This is a genomic window from Streptomyces sp. NBC_00386, assembly GCF_036063235.1.
Lineage (GTDB): Bacteria > Actinomycetota > Actinomycetes > Streptomycetales > Streptomycetaceae > Streptomyces.
In genome coordinates this window covers 4,346,541-4,369,729 of record NZ_CP107950.1, presented here as the reverse complement: position 1 = coordinate 4,369,729, position 23,189 = coordinate 4,346,541, and the positions used below count along the sequence as shown (strand labels likewise).

The following is a 23,189-nucleotide window of genomic DNA, read 5'->3' as shown; positions in this document are numbered from 1 at the left end:
ATTCTGCTCATCGGCTGAGGGCGCCCCGTCGGTTCACCGGACCGAACTTCCGTCGTCGCGCAGTTGCAGCTGCGGCCGTCCGGTCACCAGCAGCCAGGCCGGCAGCGAGGCGATGCAGAGCAGGGCGATGATCGTGGGCGAGGACACCAGGACGGCGGCCGTGAACAGGCTCACCCAGCCCTGCCGGGTGGTCGCTAGGAGCACGCCCAGCACTCCGGCGGCCAGGCCCAGCGAGGCCGGGACCGAGGACACGAGCGCGTGGGCGCACAGACCGAACGAGGCACCGGCGAAGACGGCCGGGAAGATCCGGCCGCCCCGGAACCCGCAGGACGTCGCGACGACCAGCGCGGCCAGCTTCACCACGGCCATCAGCGCGTACCGGCCCGCCGAGTAGTCGTCCGGGTGCCGGGCGATCTCGGCGACCTCGTCCAGGCCCTTGAACAGCGTGAGCGGCCCGCCCAGACAGCCCAGCAGGCCGAGGACGAGCCCGCCGACGGGCAGGGCGATCATGGGGTGGCGCAGGAGCGAGAACACCTTGTGGACGTAGGGGAACACGTAGACGGCGGCCATGCCGAGCACCGCCGCCGCGGAGGCGATCACGAGGGCGGACAGCACGTCGGCCCAGCCGGGATCACCGAGCGGGGGCAGATCCAGGTCGAAGCTCGGATGGCCGATCAGCGACGTGGTGATCGAGCCCACCGCGGCCGCCGTCAGCGGCGCGAAGAGGTTGTCCCACAGCAGGCCCTTGATCTGCCGTCCGGCGAGCGCCTCGGAGATGACCAGCGCCGCCGCGACCGGTGTACCGAACAGGGCGCCGATCGTTCCCGCCTCGGCCAGCATCACCCACAGCGCGCCGGGCGCCGCGGGCGCGAACCTGCGGCCCGCCCAGAACGCCAGCGCGACGTTGGTGGCGATGATCGGGTTCTCGGGACCGAGGCTCGGGCCGCCCGCCAGCATCAGCGCGGTCGCCACCAGCAGTCCGGGCAGGATGAAGGGGGCCATCGGCTCCCCCTGGATCCCCACGGTGGCCGGGTCGGGCCCCGCGTGCCCCGGCGCCTTCCACACCACCAGACCGACCAGGATGCCGGTCGTGGTGAGCATGACGATCATCCAGAGCGAGGAGTACCCGCCGATGCCGAGCGCGTCCGGCAGGTTCGTCCAGAGCACGTCCTTGAGCTGGTCGGCGAGCTTGCTCACCCCCACGTAGAGAAGGCTCGAGACGGCGCCGACGGCCGCGGCGGGGAGGAAAAGCGGCAGCAGAGTCCGTGCGGGCGTCGCCCGGGTCGGGGCCGGTCCCGGGGGAGCCGCTTCGTGGGTCACGGGCTCACCCTAAGCGCGCGAATCGGACATAACATCCCGAGCGTCGCCGCCGGACGCCGCCCGAACCGCATCGCCGGGCCCCTGGACTCCGGGCTTGCACCTCACGTCGCGTCAGGCCCCATCGTGAAGGGCGTACCGAGGAAGGAGCGGAAGTGGGCTATTCAGTGGGACAGGTCGCCGGGTTCGCCGGAGTCACGGTGCGCACGCTGCACCACTACGACGAGATCGGTCTGCTCGCGCCCGGCGGACGCAGCCACGCGGGTCACCGGCGCTACGACGACGCCGACCTCGACCGGCTGCAGCAGATCCTGTTCTACCGGGAGCTCGGCTTCCCGCTCGACGAGGTCGCCGCCCTGCTCGACGACCCGGAAGCGGACCCGCGCGCGCATCTGCGCCGCCAGCACGACCTGCTGACCGCCCGGATCGAGAAGCTGCAGAAGATGGCCGCGGCCGTGGAGCACGCCATGGAGGCACGCACGATGGGCATCAACCTCACGCCCGAGGAGAAGTTCGAGGTCTTCGGGGACAAGGACCCCGAGGAACACGCGGAGGAGGCCGAACGTCGCTGGGGCGGCACGGAGACGTACGCCGAGTCGCAGCGCCGCACCGCCCGCTACACCAAGGACGACTGGAAGCGCATGCAGGCCGAGGTGGCCTCCTGGGGTGAGCGGTACGACGCCCTGATGGCGGCCGGGGAGCGGCCGGACGGCGCGCGGGCCATGGACATGGCCGAGGAACACCGGCAGCACATCACCAAGTGGTTCTACACCTGTACGTACGAGATCCACCGGGGCCTCGGTGACATGTACGTCGCGGACGAACGGTTCAAGGCGTTCTACGACTCCATGCGGCCGGGGCTGGCCGAACACCTCAGGGACGCGATCACGGCGAACGCCGCCCGGCAGACCGGGGAAGCCTGACAGGTAAACCGGGGAAGCCCGACAGGTAAGGGGCGCCGACAGGGGCGGGCGCCCCTTACCTGTACGAAGCGGCCGCCGGGGGGACCTGTACGGAGCGGTCGTCCCTTAACCCGTACGGAGCGGTCGCCGACGGAGTCCGGGGCCCGCCGCCTCCACCGGTACGGGCCACTGTCCTGCGGCGTGGGCTATTCCTTCACCAGGACCACGGCCGTGCCGTAGGCGCAGACCTCCGTGCCCACGTCCGCCGCCTCCGAGACGTCGAAGCGGAACATGAGCACGCCGTTGGCGCCACGCGCGCGTGCCTGCTCCACAAGCCGCTCCATGGCCTGGTTCCGGGTCTCCACCAGCGTTTTGGTGAGCCCCTTGAGCTCTCCGCCGATCATCGACTTCAGGCCCGCGCCGATCTGGCTGCCCAGATGGCGTGAGCGGACCGTGAGACCGAAGACCTCGCCGACGACCTGCTCGACGCGATGACCGGGAACGTCGTTCGTCGTGACGACCAGGACGTCCGCGTGGGGACTCTGGCCGCCGCCGTATTCATCGATGCCCATGGTCCACAGCTTTGTCCCAGTCGTCGCACAGTGCATCCTGGAGTCACGGGTGGAACCTGGCGTCGGCACATCGCGTTGATAGCTTTGGCCGGCCGTACAGGACTGCCGCACCTCCCTTCACCCCTCAGGAGTCCGGACCCGTGATGACGCTTGCCCTCGGTCCCAGCTGGCTGGATCCGAACACGCTCCTGGACAATTTCGGCATATGGGGCCTGCTGCTGGTGGTGTTCGCCGAGTCCGGCCTGCTCATCGGCTTCTTCCTGCCGGGTGACTCGCTGCTGTTCACCTGCGGTCTGCTGATCGCCACGGACGCCATGGACTTCCCGCTGTGGGCGGCGATCCCGCTGATCTGTCTCGCCGCGGTCCTCGGCGACCAGGCGGGTTACCTCTTCGGCAAGAAGGTCGGACCCTCGCTCTTCACGCGCCCGGACTCCCGCCTGTTCAAGCAGGAGAACGTGGTCAAGGCCAACGAGTTCTTCGAGAAGCACGGCCCCAAGTCCCTGGTGCTGGCCCGCTTCGTGCCCATCGTCCGCACGTTCACGCCGATCATCGCGGGCGTCAGCGGCATGAAGTACCGCCCCTTCCTCACCTTCAACGTCATCGGCGGCGTCCTGTGGGGCGCTGGTGTCACGCTGCTCGGTGCCTGGCTCGGCAAGATCGAGTTCGTCAACAAGCACATCGAGCTGATCCTGATCCTGATCGTGCTCGTCTCGGTCGTCCCGATCATCATCGAGTTCCTGCGCGCCCGCTCCCAGGCCAAGAAGAACCCGCCCCAGCAGGCGGAGGACCCCCAGGACTTCCAGGAGCCCTTCCCGGCCCGGCCCGGGGCCGCCCGCACCCGTCCCGCCGCGCCCGTCATGGACGACGCGACCAGGCCGCTGCGCGTGCCGCCGGTCCACGGGGGCCAGGACTCGTCGTACGGCAGCCAGAACCACGGCGGTCCGTACGGCAACCAGGGCCACGGGCAGGGCTACGGGAATCAGGGCCAGGATCAGTCGTACGGGGACCAGGGCCAGGGGCAGTCGCAGTCGTACGGGAACCAGGGGCAGGGGCAGCCGTACGGCAACCAGGGACACGGCCAGGCTTACGGGAACCAGGGCCAGGCCTACGGGAACCAGGGCCAGGGCTACGGGAACCAGGGTGACCCGTACCCGGCCCAGCGGCAGCCCCAGCCCCAGCAGCAGTACCAGCAGCCGTACGGCCAGGACCAGGGCTACGGCTACGACCAGCAGCAGTACGACCAGGGTTACCAGCAGGGCTACGACCAGGGCGAGGCCCACCCGCAGCAGCACCCCCAGGGCCACCCCGGGCGTCAGTACGGTGCCGAACAGCACCCCTACGGCCAGGGTCCCGCGCAGAACTGACGCACCCGCCCGGTTTTCCTGAGCCCGGTCCTCCCGAGCCCGGTCCTCCTCGGACCGGGTTTTCCGGGCCCGGGCCTCAGAAGCCGCGTGTCCGCTTGGCGGCCCGCCGCCCGCCGGCGGAGCCGCCCGGCAGACGCAGGAACAGCCTCGAGATCTCCGAACCCAGGTTCACGCCGATCGCGATGGCCATGGCGAGGGCCGCGGCCTTGGTGAGCGACACCAGTCCCTTGTCGACGTTGTTCTGGGCGATCGACAGCAGCCCGAAGTACGTCGCCGAACCGGGCAGCAGCGGGCCGATCGCGGCCGTCGTGTAGGGCAGCGCGGAAGCGAACCGGTAGCGCGAGAGCAGCTGCCCGAAGAGGCCCACCAGGCCCGCGGCGACGGCCGTGGAGGCCACCGGCGAGAGGCCGCCCGCGTAGTGCATCGCCCCGTACACCGACCAGGCCACGCCTCCGTTGAGGGTCACCGCGAGGACGGTGGATCGTTCCTGCTGGAGCAGGACCGCGAAGGTGAGCGACAGCAGCATGGACGCGGCGATCTGGATCAGGGGCCGCTCGGAGAGGCTCAGCGCCGCGTCCGGGTTGAGCTGCGTGCCCAGCTTCACGCCGAAATAGAGCACCAGCAGGACGCCGGAGACGATCCCCACGAAGAAGTACATGACTTCGAGCAGCCGCGCGGACGCGGTGATGTAGAAGCCGGTCAGCCCGTCCTGCACCCCCGCGACGAGCGCCCGCCCCGGCAGCAGCGCGAAGAGCCCACCGGTGATCACCGCGGAGGCGTTCACGTCGACGTGCGCCAGCGTGAGCGCGACCCCTATCGCAGCCGGCGGCATCGCGGCCACCGTGAACTGGTAGAACTCCGGCAGCCCGCGTCCGGCGCACAGCCAGGCGAGCCGGTCGCCGAGCATCGCGCCGAGCGCGGCGGCGACGAACACGATCGCGTCACCGCCGACGAGCACGGAGGCCGCGCCGGCCAGCAGCCCTCCGGAGGCCGTCAGCACCCAGCCGGGGTACGGGTGCCGGTTGCGCCGCATCTCCGCGAGCCGCCTGTAGGCCTCTTCCAGGGGGATCGTCGTCTCGGGGTCGCTCAGGTCGTCGACGAGCCGGTAGACGGCCGCCAGGCGCGTGTAGTCGGTGCCCCGGCGGCGCACCGTCCGTGACGCCGTCACCGGGTCGTCCACCAGGGACGGCTGGTGCGAGATCGACAGCAGGGTGAAGGTGACGTTCGGCTCGCAGCGGTCGAGCCCGTAGGAGCGGCAGACGGCGAACATCGCCGTCTCCACGTCCTCGGCACCCTCGCCGCCTGCGAGGAGCAGCTCGCCGATGCGCAGGGTCAGGTCCAGGACGCGCGGGACGGCGGGCGCCGACTCGTCCTCCTTGTGCACGGGCTCGGGCGCGGGCCGCTCGGTCACCGGCATGCGCAGCATCGTGCGCATGCGGTCCTGCCACGGCGCGTCCTTGGTCAGGCTGACCAGGGGGATGCCGGTCGCCGGTGTGAAGGCGGGAGGCGCGTCCCGGGCACTGTAGGTGCGCGGTGTGCTGAACGCCGAGCCCCCGCGCTCCGGCCCGGCGGGATGCGGTGCGTCGAGGCCCTGGGGGAGCGCGAACTCCGAGGTCGTCGACGATTCCTCGTCGGCCGCCGCCGGGCCCGGCGGTGCCACACCCGTGGGCGGGCTGAAAGCACTCCTCGCCTCGTCCGAGTGCGGCTTGCGGTCTTCCGCTTCCGGGTCCGCCACCAACTCCAGCCTCGCCTTTCCCGTCTGTGTCGTTCTCCTTCTTGCCTTCCGTATGCCTCAGTATGCGTACGGACACACGGACGGGCCGCGTGGCCCCAGGGGGATCACGCGGCCCGTTCGGAAGAGGGGGAGGTCAGCGACCGCCCGCAAGGAGGTCAGTGACCGCCCTGGTCCTTGAGGCGCTTGTAGGAACGCTCGATCTCGGCCTCGGCGTCCGCGCGGCCGACCCAGTCGGCGCCCTCGACGGACTTGCCCGGCTCCAGGTCCTTGTAGACCTCGAAGAAGTGCTGGATCTCCAGGCGGTCGAACTCCGACACGTGGTGGATGTCGCGCAGGTGCTCCACACGCGGGTCGTGCGCCGGGACGCACAGCAGCTTGTCGTCGCCGCCGGCCTCGTCCGTCATACGGAACATGCCGATCGCGCGGCACTGGATGAGGCAGCCCGGGAAGGTCGGCTCGTCCAGGATGACGAGGGCGTCCAGCGGGTCGCCGTCCTCGCCGAGGGTGTTCTCGACGAAGCCGTAGTCGGCCGGGTAGCTGGTCGAGGTGAAGAGTCGACGGTCCAGACGGATCCGACCGGTCTCGTGGTCCACCTCGTACTTGTTCCGTGAACCCTTCGGAATCTCGATCGTGACGTCGAACTCCACCGGTGGCTCCTCCATGATCAGCACATAGTTCTGGTGATTAAGTGTCCCTCACGCAGGTGGGTGATCGCGAAAGGGGCTGGTGGTCGTGCCAGAGCTGAGAGCTTGGCGGGCCGCGAGACCGCATGTGATGCGGGTCGCGCGAATGGTGAAACCGCATGTGGCGCGGGTCACACGAGCCGTGCGGCCGCGTGCCGTGCGGATGACGACGCCGCAGCTCACAGCGGTCGCGACCACCGTCGGCCTGGCACTCGCGGCCGGGGTGGTGACCTCGGCCGGTCCCTGGGACTCCACCGGTCAGCGTACGGCCGAGCGGGACTGGGCCGCATCGCGGACGCCCGAGGGTGGCACAGATCACGCACGTACGTCCGGTACGCACCGAACGTCACCCCGGCCCGCGCCCAGCGCCGCCTCCGTGCTCGCCGGGCTCGGGGGCGAGGCGGGCACCACGCCCGCGCCCGCCGGGAAGGCCCTCGCGGAGGTCCTCGACCCGCTGCTGGCCGATCCCGTCCTCGGCTCGGTGCGCACCGCCGTCGTGGTCGACGTGGCGACCGGCAAGCGGCTCTACGGCAAGGGCGCCGACCAGGTCCAGACGCCGGCCTCCACCACGAAGATCGCGACCGCGGTCGCCGCCCTCACCGCGCTGGGCCCCGACCACCGCGTCCAGACGCGCTCGGTTCTGGAGCCCGACACCAAGGAGGTCGTGCTCGTCGGCGGCGGCGACCCCACGCTGACCGCCCGCAAGCCCGCGGACGGCTGGGCGGACCTGAGCACCCTCGCCGAACGGACGGCCACCGCCCTGAAGGCCCGTCACATGGACCATGTGACGCTCTCCTACGACACCTCGCTGTACTCCGGCCCCGGCCTTCACCCCATCGGCGTGAACGACAACATCGCGAAGGTCACCCCTCTGATGGCCGACGAGGGCCGCCTGGACCACTCGACCAGCGGGCCTGCCGGGCGCGCCATGGACCCGGCGGCGGACGCCGCGCGGGCGTTCGCGGACCTGCTGCACGACCACGGTGTCACCGCCACGGCGCCCGGCCCCTCGAAGGCGACGAGCCGCTCCCAGGCCCTCGCCTCCGTCTCCTCGCCGCCGCTGTCCGCCCTGGTCGAGCGGATGCTGACCAACAGTGACAACGACATCGCCGAGGCGCTGGCCCGTCAGGTCGCCCTCGCGGCCGGCGAGGAACCCAGCTTCGACGGCGACGCGAAGGCGATCCGCGCCCAGCTGAAGAAACTCGGACTCCCGCTGACCGGGGCGCAGTTCGCCGACGGCAGCGGCCTGAACCGCGCCGACAGGCTTTCCGCGGACCTGCTCACCGCCCTGCTGGCCAAGGCCGGCGACCCGGCCCACCCCGAGCTCCGGCCGGTCCTCACCGGCCTGCCCGTCGCCGGCTTCACCGGCACCCTCAGCGCCCGGTACACCGACGCTCCCACCGCCACCGGGGTCGTCCGCGCCAAGACGGGCACCCTGACCGGGGTCAACACCCTCGCCGGCACCGTCGTCGACAAGGACGGCCGCCTGCTGGCGTTCGCCTTCCTGACCTCCGACGCCGCCAACCCCCCGAACCCCCTGGAGGCCCGGGCGGCCTTGGACCACGCGGCGACGGCACTCGTGGCGTGCGGCTGCCGGTAGCGCGCGCCGGACCGGGAACCGAACCCCCTCCGGCCCGTGGGAACCAGGAGCACCACCAGCCCCTCGGCCGGGACGCATACGGTGTCGGACCCTCACCGCAGCCGGACCCGCTCACGTACGGTTGACGCATGACGAGCATCGGTGGTGCTGCATCTACTGGGATGGTCGACTGGAATCTCGCGGTGGCGACCGCGACCCGGCTCGTACGGCCGGGCCCGGAGGTGAGCCGCGACGAGGCCCGGGCGATCGTCGCCGAGCTGCGCCGGCACGCGAAGGCCTCGGAGGAACACGTCCGGGGCTTCACCCGTTTGGGTGCGGATGTCGTCCACGACACCCCCGTACTCGTCGTCGACCGCCCCGGTTGGGTCCGGGCGAACGTCGCCGGGTTCCGGGAGATCCTCAAGCCCCTTCTGGACAAGATGCAGGAACGACGCGGGAGCGGCACCGGCGGAGCCGTCCTCGGAGCCGTCGGAGGCAAGGTCACCGGCGTCGAACTGGGCATGCTGCTGTCGTTCCTGTCCTCACGGGTCCTCGGGCAGTACGAGACGTTCGCGCCCGCGACCCGGGACCTGCCCGCGGGGGCGCCCACCGCCTCCGGCAGTGGTGGCGGCAGGCTCCTGCTGGTCGCCCCGAACATCGTGCACGTGGAGCGTGAACTCGACGTCCAGCCCCACGACTTCCGCCTGTGGGTGTGCCTCCACGAGGAGACGCACCGCACCCAGTTCACGGCCGTGCCCTGGCTGCGCGACCACCTGGAGGGTGAAATCCAGTCGTTCTTGGGGGAGACCGAGGTCGACCCCATGACCGTCCTGGAGCGCATCAGGGAGGCCGCGCAGTCGCTCTCAGGCTCCCGCCCCGACACCGAGGAGGACGACGGCGGACGTTCCCTCGTGGAAATCGTGCAGACGCCTGCCCAGCGAGAGATCCTCGGCCGGCTCACCGCCGTGATGTCCCTCCTGGAGGGACACGCGGACTTCGTGATGGACGGCGTCGGGCCCGCCGTGGTCCCCTCCGTCGCCGAGATCCGCGAGAAGTTCCAGCAGCGCCGCGCCAAGGGCGCCTCCCGCCTCGACGTGGCCCTGCGCAAACTGCTCGGCCTGGACGCCAAGCTCAGGCAGTACAAGGACGGTGAGCGGTTCGTACGGGCGGTCGTCGACGAGGTCGGCATGGACGGCTTCAACCGTGTGTGGACCTCTCCGAACACGCTCCCGACCAAGGCGGAGATCGCCAAACCGGCGGATTGGGTCGCGCGGGTGCACCGCAAGACGGAGTCGTGAAGCCTCCCGGAGGGTGGTGAAACGAATCCGGCCGATGGCAGGCAAACGCGCCTGCTATCACCCATCCGAGGGACCGTGGAGCACGGGTAGGCGTGCAATGCTCGGGGAACGCCCCGGCTCTGTCACCATCTACACACTCTGAGTGACAGATCCCCGGGCTAACCCCCCGAAAACTTCATGAAGGGAACCGGACATGGGTCCCCATCCTGCGGTCGCGGCGATACGCCTGGCGGTCCGCCGCGTACTCCACGACATCCTGACCGAGCAACCGCCCGCCCACGACACCCGGCGCACGCCCGCACGCGGTGCCGCGCGCCCCTGCGCGCCCGACGCGGAACGCGTCCCCGCCCCCGGAACGCGGCGCAGCGTCGCCGCTCCCGCGCGCGCCCCGCACGACCAGACCCGCACGAGCGCCCGGCCCCGTCCCGGCGAGGACGTCGCCCCGGCGCCGCTCGTGCTCGTCGCCTGCTCCGGCGGCGCCGACTCCATGGCACTCGCCTCCGCCCTCGCCTTCGAAGCCCCCAAACTCGGCATCCGCGCCGGTGGCGTCACCGTCGACCACGGTCTGCAGCCCGGCTCCGAGCTGCGCGCCGACGAAGTCGTGCTGCGCCTCACCGAGCTGGGGCTCGCCCCGGCCGAGTCGATCGCCGTCACCGTCGGCCGTGACGGAGGCCCCGAGGCCGCCGCGCGCGACGCCCGGTACACCGCCCTGGACTCCGCCGCCGAACGTCATGGCGCCACCGCGATCCTCCTCGGCCACACCCGCGACGACCAGGCCGAGACGGTCCTGCTCGGCCTCGCCCGCGGCTCCGGCATCCGCTCCCTGTCCGGAATGGCCGCGGTCTCGGGGGCCGACGGCCGCTACCGCCGTCCCTTCCTGCACCTGGACCGGCAGACCGCCCGCAAGGCGTGCATGGTCCAGTCGCTGCCCGTCTGGGACGACCCGCACAACGCCGATCCGGCCTACACTCGTTCCCGGCTCCGCCACGAGGGTCTGCCCGCCCTCGAGAAGGCCCTGGGCAAAGGAGTCGTCGAGGCTCTCGCCCGTACGGCCCAGCTCTCCCGGGACGATGCCGACGCCCTCGACGCGTGGGCCAGCCAGGCCGAGGCGTCCGTACGTGACGCGGCCGGCCTTCTGGAGTGCGCCAAGCTCTACGTCCTGCCGCCCGCCGTACGCCGCCGGATCCTGCGCCGCGCGGCCATCGAGGCGGGTGCTCCGGCCGGTTCGCTGTTCGCCCGGCACATCGAGGAGATCGACCGGCTGATCACCGGATGGCGCGGTCAGGGGGCCATCAATCTCCCGGGCAAAGTCGTCGCCCAGCGCCAGGGTGGCAGACTGGTGATTCGGCAAGGCTGAAACCGGACCCTGCACCGGGGCCGCTCACGCGGCTCCCCGGGACCCCTTCACTCGGGTTCGCGGGCGGTCCGAACGGCCGCGCGGGAGAGCCGAAGGGGACCGTCGCCGGTTACATGGCGCCCTGTAGGTGACGAGCCCAAAAAAGTGGGACGGACGACCGAAAGTGATGCGGGTGGACGCGAAAGACATGGGCACCGACCTCAAGTCGGTGCTCATCACCAAGGAAGAGATCGACGCGAAGCTGGTCGAGCTGGCCGCGAAGATCGACGCGGAGTACGCGGGCAAGGACCTGCTGATCGTCGGGGTGCTCAAGGGTGCCGTGATGGTCATGGCGGACCTCGCGCGTGCGCTGTCCACCCCCGTCACGATGGACTGGATGGCCGTGTCGTCGTACGGCGCGGGCACCCAGTCCTCCGGCGTGGTGCGGATCCTCAAGGACCTGGACACCGACATCAAGGGCAAGCACGTCCTGATCGTCGAGGACATCATCGACTCCGGGCTGACCCTGTCCTGGCTGATCTCCAACCTCGGCTCCCGCGAGCCCGCCTCGCTCAAGGTGTGCACGCTGCTGCGCAAGCCGGACGCGGCCAAGGTCGCGATCGACGTCGAGTGGGTCGGCTTCGACATCCCGAACGAGTTCGTCATCGGCTACGGCCTGGACTATGCCGAGAAGTACCGCAACCTCCCGTTCGTCGGTACGCTCGCGCCTCACGTCTACGGCGGCTGAGCACCCTCTTCCTGAGGGCGGCTCAGTCCTCGTGGGACGGATCGGGAACCCCAGCGGGTTTCGCGCCGTTGGAGCATGCGTGGACGGGATTGCCAGCAGTCCCCTGCGGCTTCGGGTGACAATGCTGGGGTACCGTCCGAAGAACAGTCTTTATCAAACTCACTATGGCAGGAGGGACGGGGCGGCTCCGCTCCGTATGGATGGACGTGAAGCGATACTTCCGTGGGCCGGTCATGTGGATCGTGCTGGCCGTCCTTGCCGTGGTCGTGTTGATGCAGGTCGTCGGTTCGTCCGGCGGCTACAAGACGGTGGACACCGGCCAGGTCGTCAAGGCGATCAATGACAACCAGGTCGAGTCGGCCAAGATCACCACTGGTGACGAGCAGGTCATCAAGGTCTCGCTGAAGGACGGCGAGAAGGTTGACGGCAGCTCGAAGATCCAGGCGAGCTACATCGGCGACCAGGGCGTGGCCCTGGCCAACACACTGCAGGACAAGTACCAGAACAAGCAGATCCCGGACGGCTACACCGTTTCGCCGTCCAAGCAGAACCCCTTCGTGGGCATCCTGCTGTCCCTGCTTCCCTTCGTCCTCATCGTCGTCGTCTTCCTGTTCCTGATGAACCAGATGCAGGGCGGCGGCTCCCGGGTCATGAACTTCGGGAAGTCCAAGGCGAAGCTCATCACCAAGGACACCCCGAAGACGACGTTCTCGGACGTCGCGGGCTCGGACGAGGCCGTCGAGGAGCTCCAGGAGATCAAGGAGTTCCTCCAGGAGCCGGCGAAGTTCCAGGCCGTCGGCGCGAAGATCCCCAAGGGCGTCCTGCTCTACGGGCCTCCTGGTACGGGCAAGACGCTGCTCGCACGCGCCGTCGCGGGCGAAGCCGGCGTTCCCTTCTACTCGATCTCCGGTTCCGACTTCGTCGAGATGTTCGTCGGTGTCGGTGCCTCGCGAGTCCGTGACCTGTTCGAGCAGGCCAAGGCGAACGCCCCGGCGATCGTCTTCGTCGACGAGATCGACGCGGTCGGCCGTCACCGCGGCGCCGGCCTCGGCGGCGGTCACGACGAGCGTGAGCAGACCCTCAACCAGCTGCTCGTCGAGATGGACGGCTTCGACGTGAAGGGCGGCGTCATCCTGATCGCCGCCACGAACCGGCCCGACATCCTCGACCCCGCCCTCCTGCGCCCCGGCCGCTTCGACCGCCAGATCGCGGTCGACCGTCCGGACATGCAGGGCCGTCTGGAGATCCTCAAGGTTCACCAGAAGGGCAAGCCGGTCGCTCCGGACGTCGACCTGTCCGCGGTGTCGCGCCGGACCCCCGGCTTCACGGGCGCCGACCTGGCGAACGTGCTGAACGAGGCGGCGCTGCTCACCGCGCGCAGCAACCAGAAGCTGATCGACAACTCCATGCTGGACGAGGCGATCGACCGCGTGGTCGCGGGCCCGCAGAAGCGGACCCGGATCATGTCGGACAAGGAGAAGAAGATCACCGCGTACCACGAGGGCGGACACGCCCTGGTCGCGGCGGCTTCCCCGAACTCCGACCCGGTTCACAAGATCACGATCCTGTCGCGTGGCCGTGCCCTCGGCTACACGATGGTCCTGCCGGACGAGGACAAGTACTCCACCACGCGCAACGAGATGCTGGACCAGCTCGCGTACATGCTGGGCGGCCGCGCGGCGGAGGAGCTCGTCTTCCACGACCCGACCACCGGTGCCGCGAACGACATCGAGAAGGCCACGGCCACCGCTCGCGCGATGGTCACGCAGTACGGCATGACCGAGCGTCTCGGCGCGATCAAGTTCGGCGGCGACAACACCGAGCCCTTCCTGGGCCGGGAGATGTCGCACCCGCGTGACTACTCGGAAGAGGTCGCCGCGCTCGTCGACGAAGAGGTCAAGAAGCTCATCGAGAACGCGCACAACGAGGCCTGGGAGATCCTGGTCGAGAACCGCGACGTCCTCGACGCGCTGGTGCTCCAGCTGCTGGAGAAGGAGACGCTGAGCAAGGAGCAGATCGCCGAGGTCTTCGCTCCCATCGTGAAGCGCCCGGCCCGCCCCGCGTGGACCGGCTCCTCCCGTCGTACCCCGTCCACCCGCCCGCCGGTGCTCTCCCCCAAGGAGCTGTCGCTGACGAACGGTGCGAACGGATCGACGGCGGCCATCGCCACCGCCACGGAGTCCGTCCCGGTCACGGAGACGGCCCCGGAGGACCGCACCGACAGCTGAGTCCGCTCGGCTCCGGGCGGCCTCACCAGGCCCGGAATGGATGCCGCGCCCCCCAGGTTCTAGCCTGGGGGGCGCGGCATTTTCGTGTGCCCGCACCTTTTGGACGCGTCGAGGCACGCGCAGGATCCACAGGAACGAGGACCAGATGACCGACCCCGTGACGCTGGACGGCGAGGCCGTGATCGGTGAGTTCGACGAGAAGCGTGCCGAGAACGCCGTACGGGAGCTTCTGATCGCGGTCGGCGAGGACCCGGACCGCGAGGGCCTGCGAGAGACACCCGGACGGGTCGCGCGGGCGTACAAGGAGATATTCGCGGGCCTGCTGCAGCGGCCGGAGGACGTGCTGACGACGACGTTCGACCTGGGCCACGACGAGATGGTCCTGGTGAAGGACATCGAGGTGTTCAGCACCTGTGAGCACCACCTGGTCCCGTTCCGGGGTGTCGCGCACGTCGGCTACATCCCGTCCACCAGCGGCAAGATCACCGGCCTGTCCAAGCTGGCCCGTCTCGTCGACGTCTACGCCCGTCGTCCCCAGGTCCAGGAGCGGCTGACGACGCAGATCGCCGACTCCCTGATGGAGATCCTGGAGCCGCGCGGTGTGATCGTGGTCATCGAGTGCGAGCACATGTGCATGTCCATGCGCGGCATCCGCAAGCCCGGTGCGAAGACCATCACGTCGGCGGTGCGCGGACAGCTGCGGGACGCCGCGACCCGCAACGAGGCGATGAGCCTCATCATGGCCCGCTAGACCCCGCTAGACCCCGGCCCGCTCCGGGCGATCCACCGAACCGATCCGAACGACACCCGCGGGGACTTCGCGCCCGGTGCCGGACTACGTCACCGGGGCCGTCCCGTTGCGGTGCTGGTCGTCGTCCTCCGGGAGTCTGCAGACGCGTTCCAGGAAGAAGGCGGCCGCTATCACGCCGATTCCGGCGAGGACGGAGAGGCCGGCGTAGATGGCCTGGTCGCGGCGGGCGGGGTCCTCCAGCCATCCCAGGAGGAAGACGCCGGTGCCGCCGTACATGCCCGCCACCAGGGCGGCCACCAGGGCGCTCGCCTGACCGAAGACGACCGCGCGGGCGGCCATCAGCGGATCGACGCCCTTGGCGCCGGGGCGGCGCTCGCGCTGGGCCTTGAGGCGGGCGCGCAGCGACAGGGCCGTGGCGAGGAGGACGATCGCGATCAGGGCGAGGACGATGGGGGCGGCCAGCGGGACCCGGGGAAGTGTGCCCACCGCGTTCCACAGGCGGGCGCCCGCCCAGGACAGCACTCCGGCCACCACGAACACGGCAGCCAGTGTCCTGATCCGCAGCTGTTTCACGTTGCCCCTTCGGTAGCCCGCGTACGGCCGGGGCCCGTCGGGGCCGGCCAGTGGTCGTCTTGACCTTAACGACTACTCGGGCAGCCGGAGTTCCAGGTCGGCGCGGGCCGTGACACCGTCCCGGGCGATGGTGTCGAGGAGCCGGGCGACGGCGCCGTGGCCGGCGAGCTGTGCCTCGGGATCCACGTCGTGCCAGGGGGCGAGGACGAAGGCCCTCTCGTGGGCGCGGGGGTGAGGGAGGGTCAGCACCGGGTTGTCGGAGACGACATCGGCGTACGCCACGATGTCCACGTCGATCGTGCGCGGGCCCCAGCGCTCGTCCCGTACGCGGTGGAAGGCCTCCTCGACCGCGTGGGCCCGCTCCAGGAGCGAGGACGGCGGGAGGGTGGTCCTGAGCACCACGACCGCGTTCAGGTACGAGGGCTGGCTGCCCGGTTCGACGCCCCACGGCTCGGTCTCGTAGACGGGGGAGACCGCTTTGACCCGGACGCCCGGGGTGTCCTCCAGGGCGTCGACGGCTCCCTGGAGGTTCTCCAGGCGGTTGCCCAGGTTCGAGCCGAGGGAGATCACCGCGCGCTTGGGGTTGCTCAGGGTCGTGTCGGCGGCGTCGACCTGCTCGACCACGGAGGCGGGCACCGGCTGGACGGTCGGGTCGCTCTGACCCTCGGTGAAGGACGTGGTCATACTCGGCTCCGGATGATCGTGACGGTCACGTCGTCGAAGGGGACCGTGATGGGCGCGTCCGGTTTGTGGACGCAGACCTCGACCTCCTGGACCCCGTCGTGCTTGAGACACGTCTGGGCGATGCGCTCGGCGAGCGTCTCGATGAGATCGACCGGCTCGCCCTCGACCACGGCGACGACCTCTTCCGCCACGATGCCGTAGTGCACGGTCTTCGCCAGGTCGTCGTCGGCCGCGGCCGGGCGGGTGTCCAGGCCCAGCGTCAGGTCCACGATGAAGGTCTGGCCCTCCTCGCGCTCCTTCTGGAAGACGCCGTGGTGCCCGCGGGCCTTGAGGCCGCGCAGCGCGACACGATCCACGCGAATCACTCCTGCAATTGTCGGGGAAGGCCGTCGTACGCCGAATGCGGTCGGCACACCGGCCTCGAACGAATCTACCTGCGGGCACTGACAACGCTCGCCCGCGAGGACGGCGCCCCGGTGAAGGCCACAAGCCTTCACCGGGCGTTTCCCCCGGGGAACGCTGCGGCTCACGGGCTGGTAGCCGCCCCTACCCCGGACCAAAGATTCCAATCACCTATTGGTCTCCCCGGGCCGCATACCCACTCAACCGGCGCTGTCCTCGTCTTCTTCCTCACCGGACTCGGCCAGTACGGGGGAGGCGTGGTGGGACCAGAGTTTCCAGCCGTCGGGGGTGCGGCGGAACACGTTCGTGGCGACGACCAGCTGGCCGACGAGCGGGCCGAGCTCTTCGCCCTCGTCGGGGGCGGGACCGCCGCTGAGGATGTTCTCGGTGCAGGTCACCAGGGCCGTGTCGCCGGACACGGAGACGCGCACGTCGGTGAGGAAGAACTGGATGTACTCCGTGTTCGCCATGATCAGCGCGTACGAGCGGAGCACCTCGCCGCGACCGTTGAGGACGGGCCAGCCGGGGTGGACGCAGGACACGACCGCGCCCTCGCCCTCGAAGTCGTCGTCGGAGGTGTCCAGCGGGGCCAGCCACAGCGAGGTCAGTTCCTCGAAGTCACCCCGTTCCATCGCCTCGTAGTACGCCGTGTTGGCGAGTTCGACCTGCTCGATGTCGGTACGGGGTGTGCTCACCGGGCGCCCTCGACGGCCGGACCGCCGGCGGCGTCGGGTGCCTCGCCGGTGCGGGCGCCCTCGACGGCGCGGGCGACCCGTACGGCGTCGGCGGTGGCCCGTACCTCGTGCACGCGGACCGCCCAGGCGCCCTGCCGGGCGGCGATCGCCGAGACGGCGGCGGTGGCGGCGTCGCGCTCGCGCGCGGGAGGCGGGGCGCCTTCGGGGCCGGCCAGGACGCGGCCGAGGAAACGCTTGCGGGAGGCGGCGACCAGCAGGGGGTGCCCGAGGCCGCGCAGGCGGTCGAGGTGGGCCAGGAGGGCCAGGTCGTGCTCGGGGTCCTTGGAGAAGCCGAGCCCTGGGTCGACGACGACGCGGTCGGGGGCGATGCCGCCCTCCAGGACGGCCTCCACGCGCGCGTGGAGTTCGTCGAGGACCTCGGAGACGACGTCCTCGTACGTCCCCTGGATGTTGCCGCCCGCCAGGAGGCCGCGCCAGTGCATGACCACGAAGGGGGCGCCCGCGGCCGCCACGGCCGGGATCATCGCGGGGTCGGCGAGGCCGCCGCTGACGTCGTTGACCAGGGCGGCGCCCGCGGCGAGCGACCGCTCGGCGACGGAGGCGCGCATCGTGTCCACGGAGACGGTGACGCCCTCGGAGGCGAGGCCGCGGACGACGGGGATGACGCGCTTGAGCTCCTCGGCCTCGTCGACGCGGGTGGCTCCGGGGCGGGTGGACTCGCCGCCCACGTCCACGAGGTCGGCGCCCTCGGCGACCAGGCCGAGGCCGTGCTTGACCGCTGCCGTCGTGTCGAACCAGCGGCCGCCGTCGGAGAAGGAATCGGGGGTGACGTTCACGACCCCCATGACCGCGCAGCGGTCCCACGTCGGCAGTCCCGCGACTCGGCCGCGCCCGCGCTCAATACTCATACGTCCAGCCTAGGCCTCTTACGGGAAGCCTCATCGCCCCTTGACGGGCCCCGTGGCCTCCGCCGGTCCCGGGGGCGGGGACAGGCGGATCCCACCCGGCTACGCCGCCCTGATCCCTCGTTCCGTCGCCGCGTGGGCGCAGGGACGCGGGGCCGGTGCCCGGCGGCGCAGGATCCGGGGCAGGGCGAGGTTCACGAAGCCCTCGGCCTGCATGGCGGCGAGGCCGATGCGGGGGAGGTCGCGTGAGGCGGCGTAGACCACGAAGCGCGGCTCCCAGCGCGGGCGGAACTTGGCGTTGAACTTGTACAGCGACTCGATCTGGAACCAGCGGGACAGGAACACGAGCAGTCCGCGCCAGGCGCGCAGCACCGGCCCCGCGCCGATCTTCTCGCCGCGCGCGAGGGCCGAGCGGAACATCGCGAAGTTGAGCGAGATCCGGTCGATGCCGAGGCGGGGTGACGCCTGGAGCGCCGCCACGATGAGGAGTTCGTTCATACCGGGGTCGGCGGCGCGGTCGCGGCGCATGAGGTCGAGCGACACGCCGTCCGTGCCCCACGGGACGAAGTGCAGGACCGCCTTCAGATCGCCGTACGGGCCGGGCGGATCGTCGGCCTTGTGCGCCGTGGCGATCAGACAGTCGCCGTCGGACGGGTCACCGATCCGGCCGAGCGCCATGGAGAAACCTCGCTCGGTGTCGGTGCCGCGCCAGTCCTCCGCCGCGCGCCGTATCCGCTCCAGTTCGCCTTCGCCGAGGTCACGGATGCGCCGTACCCGGGTCTCGTAACCGGCGCGCTCGATGCGCTTGACCATCTGGCGCACGTTTCGCATCGCGCGCCCGGACAGGGAGAAATCCACGACGTCCACCACCGCCTCGTCGCCGAGTTCGAGGGCGTCGAGGCCGGTTTCGCGGGTCCACACCTCGCCGCCGGTCTCGGAGCAGCCCATGACGGCGGGTGTCCAGGAGTGTGCCCTGGCCTCGTCCATGAAGCGCTCGATCGCGCCGGGCCAGGCCTCCACGTCGCCGATGGGGTCACCGCTGGCGAGCATCACCCCGGAGACGACCCGGTAGGTGACCGCCGCCTTGCCGCTGGGCGAGAAGACGACCGCCTTGTCGCGGCGGAGCGCGAAGTGGCCGAGGGAGTCGCGGCCGCCGTGCCGGTCCAGGAGGCCGCGCAGCCGGGCCTCGTCGTCCTCCGTGAGGCGGGCGGCGGGGTGTTCGGGCCGGAAGGCGAGGTAGACGGTGGTGACGGCGGTGAGCCAGCCGAGCGCGCCGAGGGAGAAGGCGACGGTCCAGGAGGTGGGTCCCGCGTAGTCGACGGGGCCCTCGAAGCCGACCAGGCCGTACAGGACGTGACTGATGCGGTCGGCCAGGCTCGGGTCGCCGATCATGCGGTCCTCGTGGACGCTGACGATGACGAGTCCGAGGACGAGGGAACCGGCGCCCATGAGAACGAAGTTGGCGAGCGCGCGCCAGCGGCTGCGTGGATCGGGCAGCGCGGCGAACTCGTCGCGGTGGCGCAGCAGCGGGGCGAGCAGCGCGACCGAGATGACGACGCCGATCACCGAGTGGCGGTACGCGAACTGCGCGGCGGCACCCGCGGGCAGCAGCAGGACCGCCGCGCGCCATGCCCGGCGCTTGCGGCGCCGCAGCCCGTGGGCGAGCAGCAGCAGGAGCACGCCGGCGCTGAGCGACAGCGCCGCGGCGAAGGGCCCGAACGAGCCGGGCAGCACCTCGGCCAGGGCGTGCATACGGCTGTGACGGAAACGCGGGAAGACGCCCGCGGCGATGTCCAGGAGCCCTACGAGTGTGCAGGCCCTGGCGATCAGGGCGGGGACGGCCTCCGGGCTCGGACCGCGCAGTACGCGCCGCGTCCGGCCTGTCTGGCCTGGAACCCCACCCGACAATTCCCCATCTACCCTGACAGACATCGCATCCCGTGGTTCCGCGAGAGATCTTGAATCCGGTGCCATTCCGGCATCCGGCGACATTGCGCCCTCTAGGACGGTGTCTTGGGGAGACAGGTTCACTCCCTTCAGGAAAGCCGGTTCAAAAGGCAAGGAAAGTCCAGGGCAAGCGCTCGCCAATGGGCGGGACGGCCGGGACGGAAAGCGCAGGCGGAGCAGCCCATGGGTCTCACGAGCAACAAGGTTCTGGTACTGGTGATCCTGCTCGCCGTACTGCTCTTCGTCGGCACGGTGTGGTGGTGGCCGCGGCTCGCCAGACGTACCTGGCGGTCCGTCAGCGGACGTGTCGGGCTGCTGCTGGCGACCCAGGTGATGCTGTTCGCGTCGGTCGGGCTGTCGGCCAACCAGGCATTCGGGTTCTACGCCAGCTGGGCGGATCTTCTCGGCAGGGAGAGAGGCGAGGGCGTGGTCGTCGACCACAACGGCGCGAGCGGTCCGGGCGGCGGCCCCCTCCAGGTCGTGGACACCGAGCAGGTGACCGTCTCGGGCGGTGCCCGGCCGCGGAGCGGCGGCCAGATCCAGAAGATCGACATCGTCGGCCGTACGACCCGCATCGCCACACCGGCGTACGTGTATCTGCCGCCGGAGTACTTCCAGCCGCGGTACCGGACCCGTACGTTCCCGGCGGTGACCGTGCTGACGGGCTATCCCGGCACGGCCCGGGCACTCATCAAGGCCCTGCATTTCCCGCAGACGGAGAATCGTTTGGTCAGGAGCGGCAGGAGCCAGCCGATGATCCTGGTGATGCTGCGGCCGACCGTCGCTCCGCCGCGGGACACCGAGTGCGTGGACATCCCCGGCGGCCCGCAGACGGAGTCCTTCTTCGCCAAGGACCTCCCCGACGCCGTGTCGGCCCATTACCGGGTGGGCCCAAAGCCCCGGAGCTGGGGCATCATCGGCGACTCGACGGGCGGGTACTGCGCGCTCAAACTCGCCGTCCACCACCCCGGGACGTACGCGGCCGGCGTGGGCCTGTCGCCGTACTACAAGGCGCCGATCGACCGCACGACGGGCGACCTCTTCCGGGGCGACAAGGCCTTGCGCGACAGCGCCGATCTGCGCTGGTACCTGAGGAACAAGCCCGCCCCGGACACCTCGCTCCTCGTCACCAGCAGCAAGGTGGGCGAATCCAACTACAGGGCGACGCTCGACTTCATAGAGCTGGTGAAATCGAAGAAGCCCACCAGGATCTCGTCGATCATCCTCGACAGCGGTGGCCACAACTTCAACACCTGGCGGCGGGAGATTCCGGGTGCCCTTCAGTGGCTCAGCGGACGCCTGAGCGACCGCTGACGCGTGCCGCGCCGGGGCCGAGCGGCCCGGACGCCGTGCGGTCCCGTGCGGTCCGTGGCGTGCCCCGCCGGGCCGTGACGTGCCCCGCGGACGAATTGGACTGTCCGGTACGGAGAAAGGCGCTCCCCGGGGGGAATGCCGCGCCCGAAGATGACGATTCGGGAACCGTTCGGAGGCGGCGGAATTGATCGGGGAGCCGGTGCGATCGGGGGCGTGACGGGCTTTGTGGGACAAGCGGTGTGCCCTGTAGGCGCTTGGTACAGGACAAAGCCTCCGGGGAGACTGTGTTTTTACCGTGCGGGCCACCAAGATTCGCCTACGCGCGGTAAGTTTCTGGCCATGCCACGTGGACGCCACCGCCATTCCCCGCCCTTGCACAGGGTGCTGCCTTCTTCGGCGATCGCCGGCGTGTCGCTCGTCTGCGCCATAGGACCCTGGCTGTTCACGGATGCGTTCGCGCTCCGTGTCCTGGCCGCGGGTGCCGCGGCGACGGCGGTCGTCAGCGCGGTCGTCCTGCGCCAATGGGACACCGCGGCGGGCAAACGCGTCGCGGACCTCACGCGCGCGCGGGCGAGCGACGAGTGGCGTTATGAGGAACGCGTCGCCGAGCTGGAGACGGACCTCGAGGAGTCGCGCGAGCTGCGCGCCAAGCTGGAGCAGAAGCTGCGCGCCAAGCGCACCGAGCTGGCCGGCCTGCGCAACGAGCACGCGGCGCTGCTGCGGCGGTACGCCACGGCCGAGACGGAGCGGGCCACCGCCCTGGAGGGGCGCCGGCAGCTCGCCATAGAGGCTTCGGTACCGGCCCGTGCCCTGCCGGCCGCGCGGACGGCTCCGGACGAGGTCGAGATTGACGACCCCTCCGGCACGCCGGAGGCCCACGACACGGACTCCATGGACTCCACGGACTCCTCCGGAGCGCCCGAGGCGGGCGGGACGTCCGGAGGACCGGACGCGTCCGAGGAGCCGGCGAAGTCCGAGGCGTCCGGAGAGACCGCACAGTCCGAGGGTTCCGGGGGCGGGGTGCCCGCGTCCGCAAGCGGGTCGGATGCCATCGAGGCCTTCATGGCGCCGGACGAGGACACGGTCGCCCCGGACGCGGAGGACGACGAGGACGACGAGGACGCGAGGGCGGAGGCCGGAACCGGGACCGACGAGTCCCCCGAGGTCTTCTCCCCGGCCGGGTCGTCGCTCTTCCTGCGGGCCGGAGCGACGTCGAGCCGGGTCGCGGGCGACGGCCGGGAGGCGGAGGGCGCCGAGGCCCGGACGGCCTCGACATCCGTGGCCCTCGCGCTGCCGGACGCGGACCCCGACACCGACTCGGTCCAGGCCCCCGACGCCCGCTCGTCGACGGCCAGGTCCCTGAACGACGTGCCCGCGCCGGGCGGGTCCGCGCTGGACGCGGCCGTCAGGAGGGACGCGGCGGCGAAGCAGCGCGCGGCGATGCGGAAGGGCGCGGCCGCCACGAAGGCCCTGGTCGCGACCAGGGACCTGGCGGCCGAGCGGGACGCGGTCACGCACGGCGAGGCTGCCCCGCACAGAGCTCCGGCCACCGAGACGGGTCCGTCCGCGGATTCCGTCGCGGAGGCGGGTGGGGCGCAGGGGAAGCCCGAGGCGGCCCGCGAGCACCAGCGCGCGGCCGCCGAGGCTGAGTCTCCGACCGCCGCCACACCCGAGACGTCCCGCCGGGCCGTGACGGCACCGCCGGCGCGGGCGGCGCTTCCGCCCGCCAAGCCGGCCCAGCGCTCGGGGCACTTCACCGTGCCGACCGCGGTGGCCGTCGTCCCGCACACCGCGCCCGTGCGGCGCCCCTCGGCCGAGGGAGGGTTCGACTTCTTCGGTACGCAGGCGGAGCAGTCCGAGGCCGCCGCGATGGAGGCCGTGCAGAACGAGGACCTCGCCGACGTGGTCGGCCAGGAGGCGCTCGCCGTGCACAAGGCCGAGTCCGAGTCCGGGTTCAAGCCCGCGGGCGAGGCCACGGACGGTGCCGACCGCCAGGTCATCGACCTGACCGAGCACGACGAGACCGAGCACATCGACATGACCGGGCTGCGGAGCGCGGCTTCCTGAGCCGCACGCTCCCGCCGGGCAGGCGTGACGAAGTGAGGGCAGTGGCGTGACGCCACTGCCCTCACCCGTTCCCTGACCCGTTTCCTGAC

20 protein-coding genes are annotated in these 23,189 nt (G+C 70.9%); 10 read left to right on the top strand and 10 right to left on the bottom strand.

Features of this window, described 5'->3' with window-relative positions:
* Positions 1–33: 33 nt before the first annotated feature.
* A complete protein-coding gene (locus OG780_RS19135; RefSeq protein WP_328449793.1) occupies positions 34–1,320 on the bottom strand; it encodes an ion channel protein in 1,287 nt (428 codons plus the stop codon).
* A 152-nt stretch (positions 1,321–1,472) separates the two neighbouring features.
* Between OG780_RS19135 and OG780_RS19130 the strand changes: the two genes are divergently transcribed.
* Positions 1,473–2,240 carry a MerR family transcriptional regulator gene (locus OG780_RS19130; protein WP_328449791.1) on the top strand — a complete coding sequence of 256 codons (768 nt, stop codon included), beginning with the start codon at positions 1,473–1,475 and terminating at the stop codon, positions 2,238–2,240.
* Positions 2,241–2,425: 185 nt separating this feature from the next.
* On the opposite strand, the gene OG780_RS19125 is transcribed toward OG780_RS19130, so the two are convergent.
* Positions 2,426–2,791 carry a YbjQ family protein gene (locus OG780_RS19125; protein ID WP_326786343.1) on the bottom strand — a complete coding sequence of 122 codons (366 nt, stop codon included), beginning with the start codon at positions 2,789–2,791 and terminating at the stop codon, positions 2,426–2,428.
* Between the two features lie 140 nt (positions 2,792–2,931).
* Here OG780_RS19125 and OG780_RS19120 point away from each other — a divergent pair, with 140 nt between their 5' ends.
* Entirely contained in the window at positions 2,932–4,155 is a 1,224-nt protein-coding gene (locus tag OG780_RS19120) for a VTT domain-containing protein (protein ID WP_328449788.1), read from the top strand.
* Between the two features lie 76 nt (positions 4,156–4,231).
* On the opposite strand, the gene OG780_RS19115 is transcribed toward OG780_RS19120, so the two are convergent.
* Positions 4,232–5,890, bottom strand: a complete 1,659-nt coding sequence (locus OG780_RS19115) for a threonine/serine ThrE exporter family protein (protein WP_328449786.1) — start codon at positions 5,888–5,890, stop codon at positions 4,232–4,234.
* A gap of 155 nt (positions 5,891–6,045) precedes the next feature.
* On the bottom strand, positions 6,046–6,537 hold the full coding sequence (locus tag OG780_RS19110) for an inorganic diphosphatase (RefSeq protein ID WP_328449784.1): 492 nt from the start codon (positions 6,535–6,537) through the stop codon (positions 6,046–6,048).
* 127 nt (positions 6,538–6,664) lie between these two features.
* Here OG780_RS19110 and dacB point away from each other — a divergent pair, with 127 nt between their 5' ends.
* The 6 genes from dacB to folE all read left to right on the top strand — a co-directional run bounded on the left by dacB (position 6,665) and on the right by folE (position 14,513).
* Entirely contained in the window at positions 6,665–8,173 is a 1,509-nt protein-coding gene (dacB, locus tag OG780_RS19105; RefSeq protein WP_328449782.1) for a D-alanyl-D-alanine carboxypeptidase/D-alanyl-D-alanine endopeptidase, read from the top strand.
* 128 nt (positions 8,174–8,301) lie between these two features.
* Positions 8,302–9,450 (top strand): zinc-dependent metalloprotease, encoded by a 1,149-nt coding sequence (locus OG780_RS19100; protein WP_326786338.1) that lies wholly within the window; start codon positions 8,302–8,304, stop codon positions 9,448–9,450.
* A 193-nt stretch (positions 9,451–9,643) separates the two neighbouring features.
* On the top strand, positions 9,644–10,807 hold the full coding sequence (tilS, locus tag OG780_RS19095; RefSeq protein ID WP_328449779.1) for a tRNA lysidine(34) synthetase TilS: 1,164 nt from the start codon (positions 9,644–9,646) through the stop codon (positions 10,805–10,807).
* Positions 10,808–10,973: 166 nt separating this feature from the next.
* Complete coding sequence (gene hpt, locus OG780_RS19090) at positions 10,974–11,534, top strand: hypoxanthine phosphoribosyltransferase (protein WP_261704688.1); 561 nt, start codon at positions 10,974–10,976, stop codon at positions 11,532–11,534.
* 200 nt (positions 11,535–11,734) lie between these two features.
* Positions 11,735–13,762, top strand: a complete 2,028-nt coding sequence (gene ftsH / locus OG780_RS19085; protein ID WP_328449777.1) for an ATP-dependent zinc metalloprotease FtsH — start codon at positions 11,735–11,737, stop codon at positions 13,760–13,762.
* A gap of 145 nt (positions 13,763–13,907) precedes the next feature.
* Complete coding sequence (folE, locus tag OG780_RS19080) at positions 13,908–14,513, top strand: GTP cyclohydrolase I FolE (protein ID WP_328449775.1); 606 nt, start codon at positions 13,908–13,910, stop codon at positions 14,511–14,513.
* 84 nt (positions 14,514–14,597) lie between these two features.
* On the opposite strand, the gene OG780_RS19075 is transcribed toward folE, so the two are convergent.
* The 6 genes from OG780_RS19075 to OG780_RS19050 all read right to left on the bottom strand — a co-directional run bounded on the left by OG780_RS19075 (position 14,598) and on the right by OG780_RS19050 (position 19,704).
* The gene (locus tag OG780_RS19075; protein WP_328449773.1) at positions 14,598–15,086 is read right to left on the bottom strand and encodes a DUF3180 domain-containing protein; all 489 of its coding nucleotides are present in this window, start codon (positions 15,084–15,086) and stop codon (positions 14,598–14,600) included.
* A gap of 72 nt (positions 15,087–15,158) precedes the next feature.
* Positions 15,159–15,770 carry a 2-amino-4-hydroxy-6-hydroxymethyldihydropteridine diphosphokinase gene (folK, locus tag OG780_RS19070; RefSeq protein ID WP_328449771.1) on the bottom strand — a complete coding sequence of 204 codons (612 nt, stop codon included), beginning with the start codon at positions 15,768–15,770 and terminating at the stop codon, positions 15,159–15,161.
* Positions 15,767–16,126 carry a dihydroneopterin aldolase gene (folB, locus tag OG780_RS19065; protein WP_037625942.1) on the bottom strand — a complete coding sequence of 120 codons (360 nt, stop codon included), beginning with the start codon at positions 16,124–16,126 and terminating at the stop codon, positions 15,767–15,769. The genes folK and folB overlap by 4 nt, the downstream gene beginning before the upstream one ends.
* 246 nt (positions 16,127–16,372) lie before the next feature.
* Complete coding sequence (locus OG780_RS19060; protein WP_328449768.1) at positions 16,373–16,867, bottom strand: nuclear transport factor 2 family protein; 495 nt, start codon at positions 16,865–16,867, stop codon at positions 16,373–16,375.
* Positions 16,864–17,775, bottom strand: a complete 912-nt coding sequence (folP, locus tag OG780_RS19055; RefSeq protein WP_328449766.1) for a dihydropteroate synthase — start codon at positions 17,773–17,775, stop codon at positions 16,864–16,866. Before folP ends, OG780_RS19060 begins: the two co-directional genes overlap by 4 nt.
* 99 nt (positions 17,776–17,874) lie before the next feature.
* Positions 17,875–19,704, bottom strand: a complete 1,830-nt coding sequence (locus OG780_RS19050; protein ID WP_443062175.1) for a phosphatidylglycerol lysyltransferase domain-containing protein — start codon at positions 19,702–19,704, stop codon at positions 17,875–17,877.
* A 198-nt stretch (positions 19,705–19,902) separates the two neighbouring features.
* Here OG780_RS19050 and OG780_RS19045 point away from each other — a divergent pair, with 198 nt between their 5' ends.
* The gene (locus OG780_RS19045; protein ID WP_328449762.1) at positions 19,903–21,033 is read left to right on the top strand and encodes an alpha/beta hydrolase; all 1,131 of its coding nucleotides are present in this window, start codon (positions 19,903–19,905) and stop codon (positions 21,031–21,033) included.
* Between the two features lie 339 nt (positions 21,034–21,372).
* Positions 21,373–23,100, top strand: a complete 1,728-nt coding sequence (locus OG780_RS19040) for a hypothetical protein (RefSeq protein ID WP_328449760.1) — start codon at positions 21,373–21,375, stop codon at positions 23,098–23,100.
* Positions 23,101–23,189: the final 89 nt, after the last annotated feature.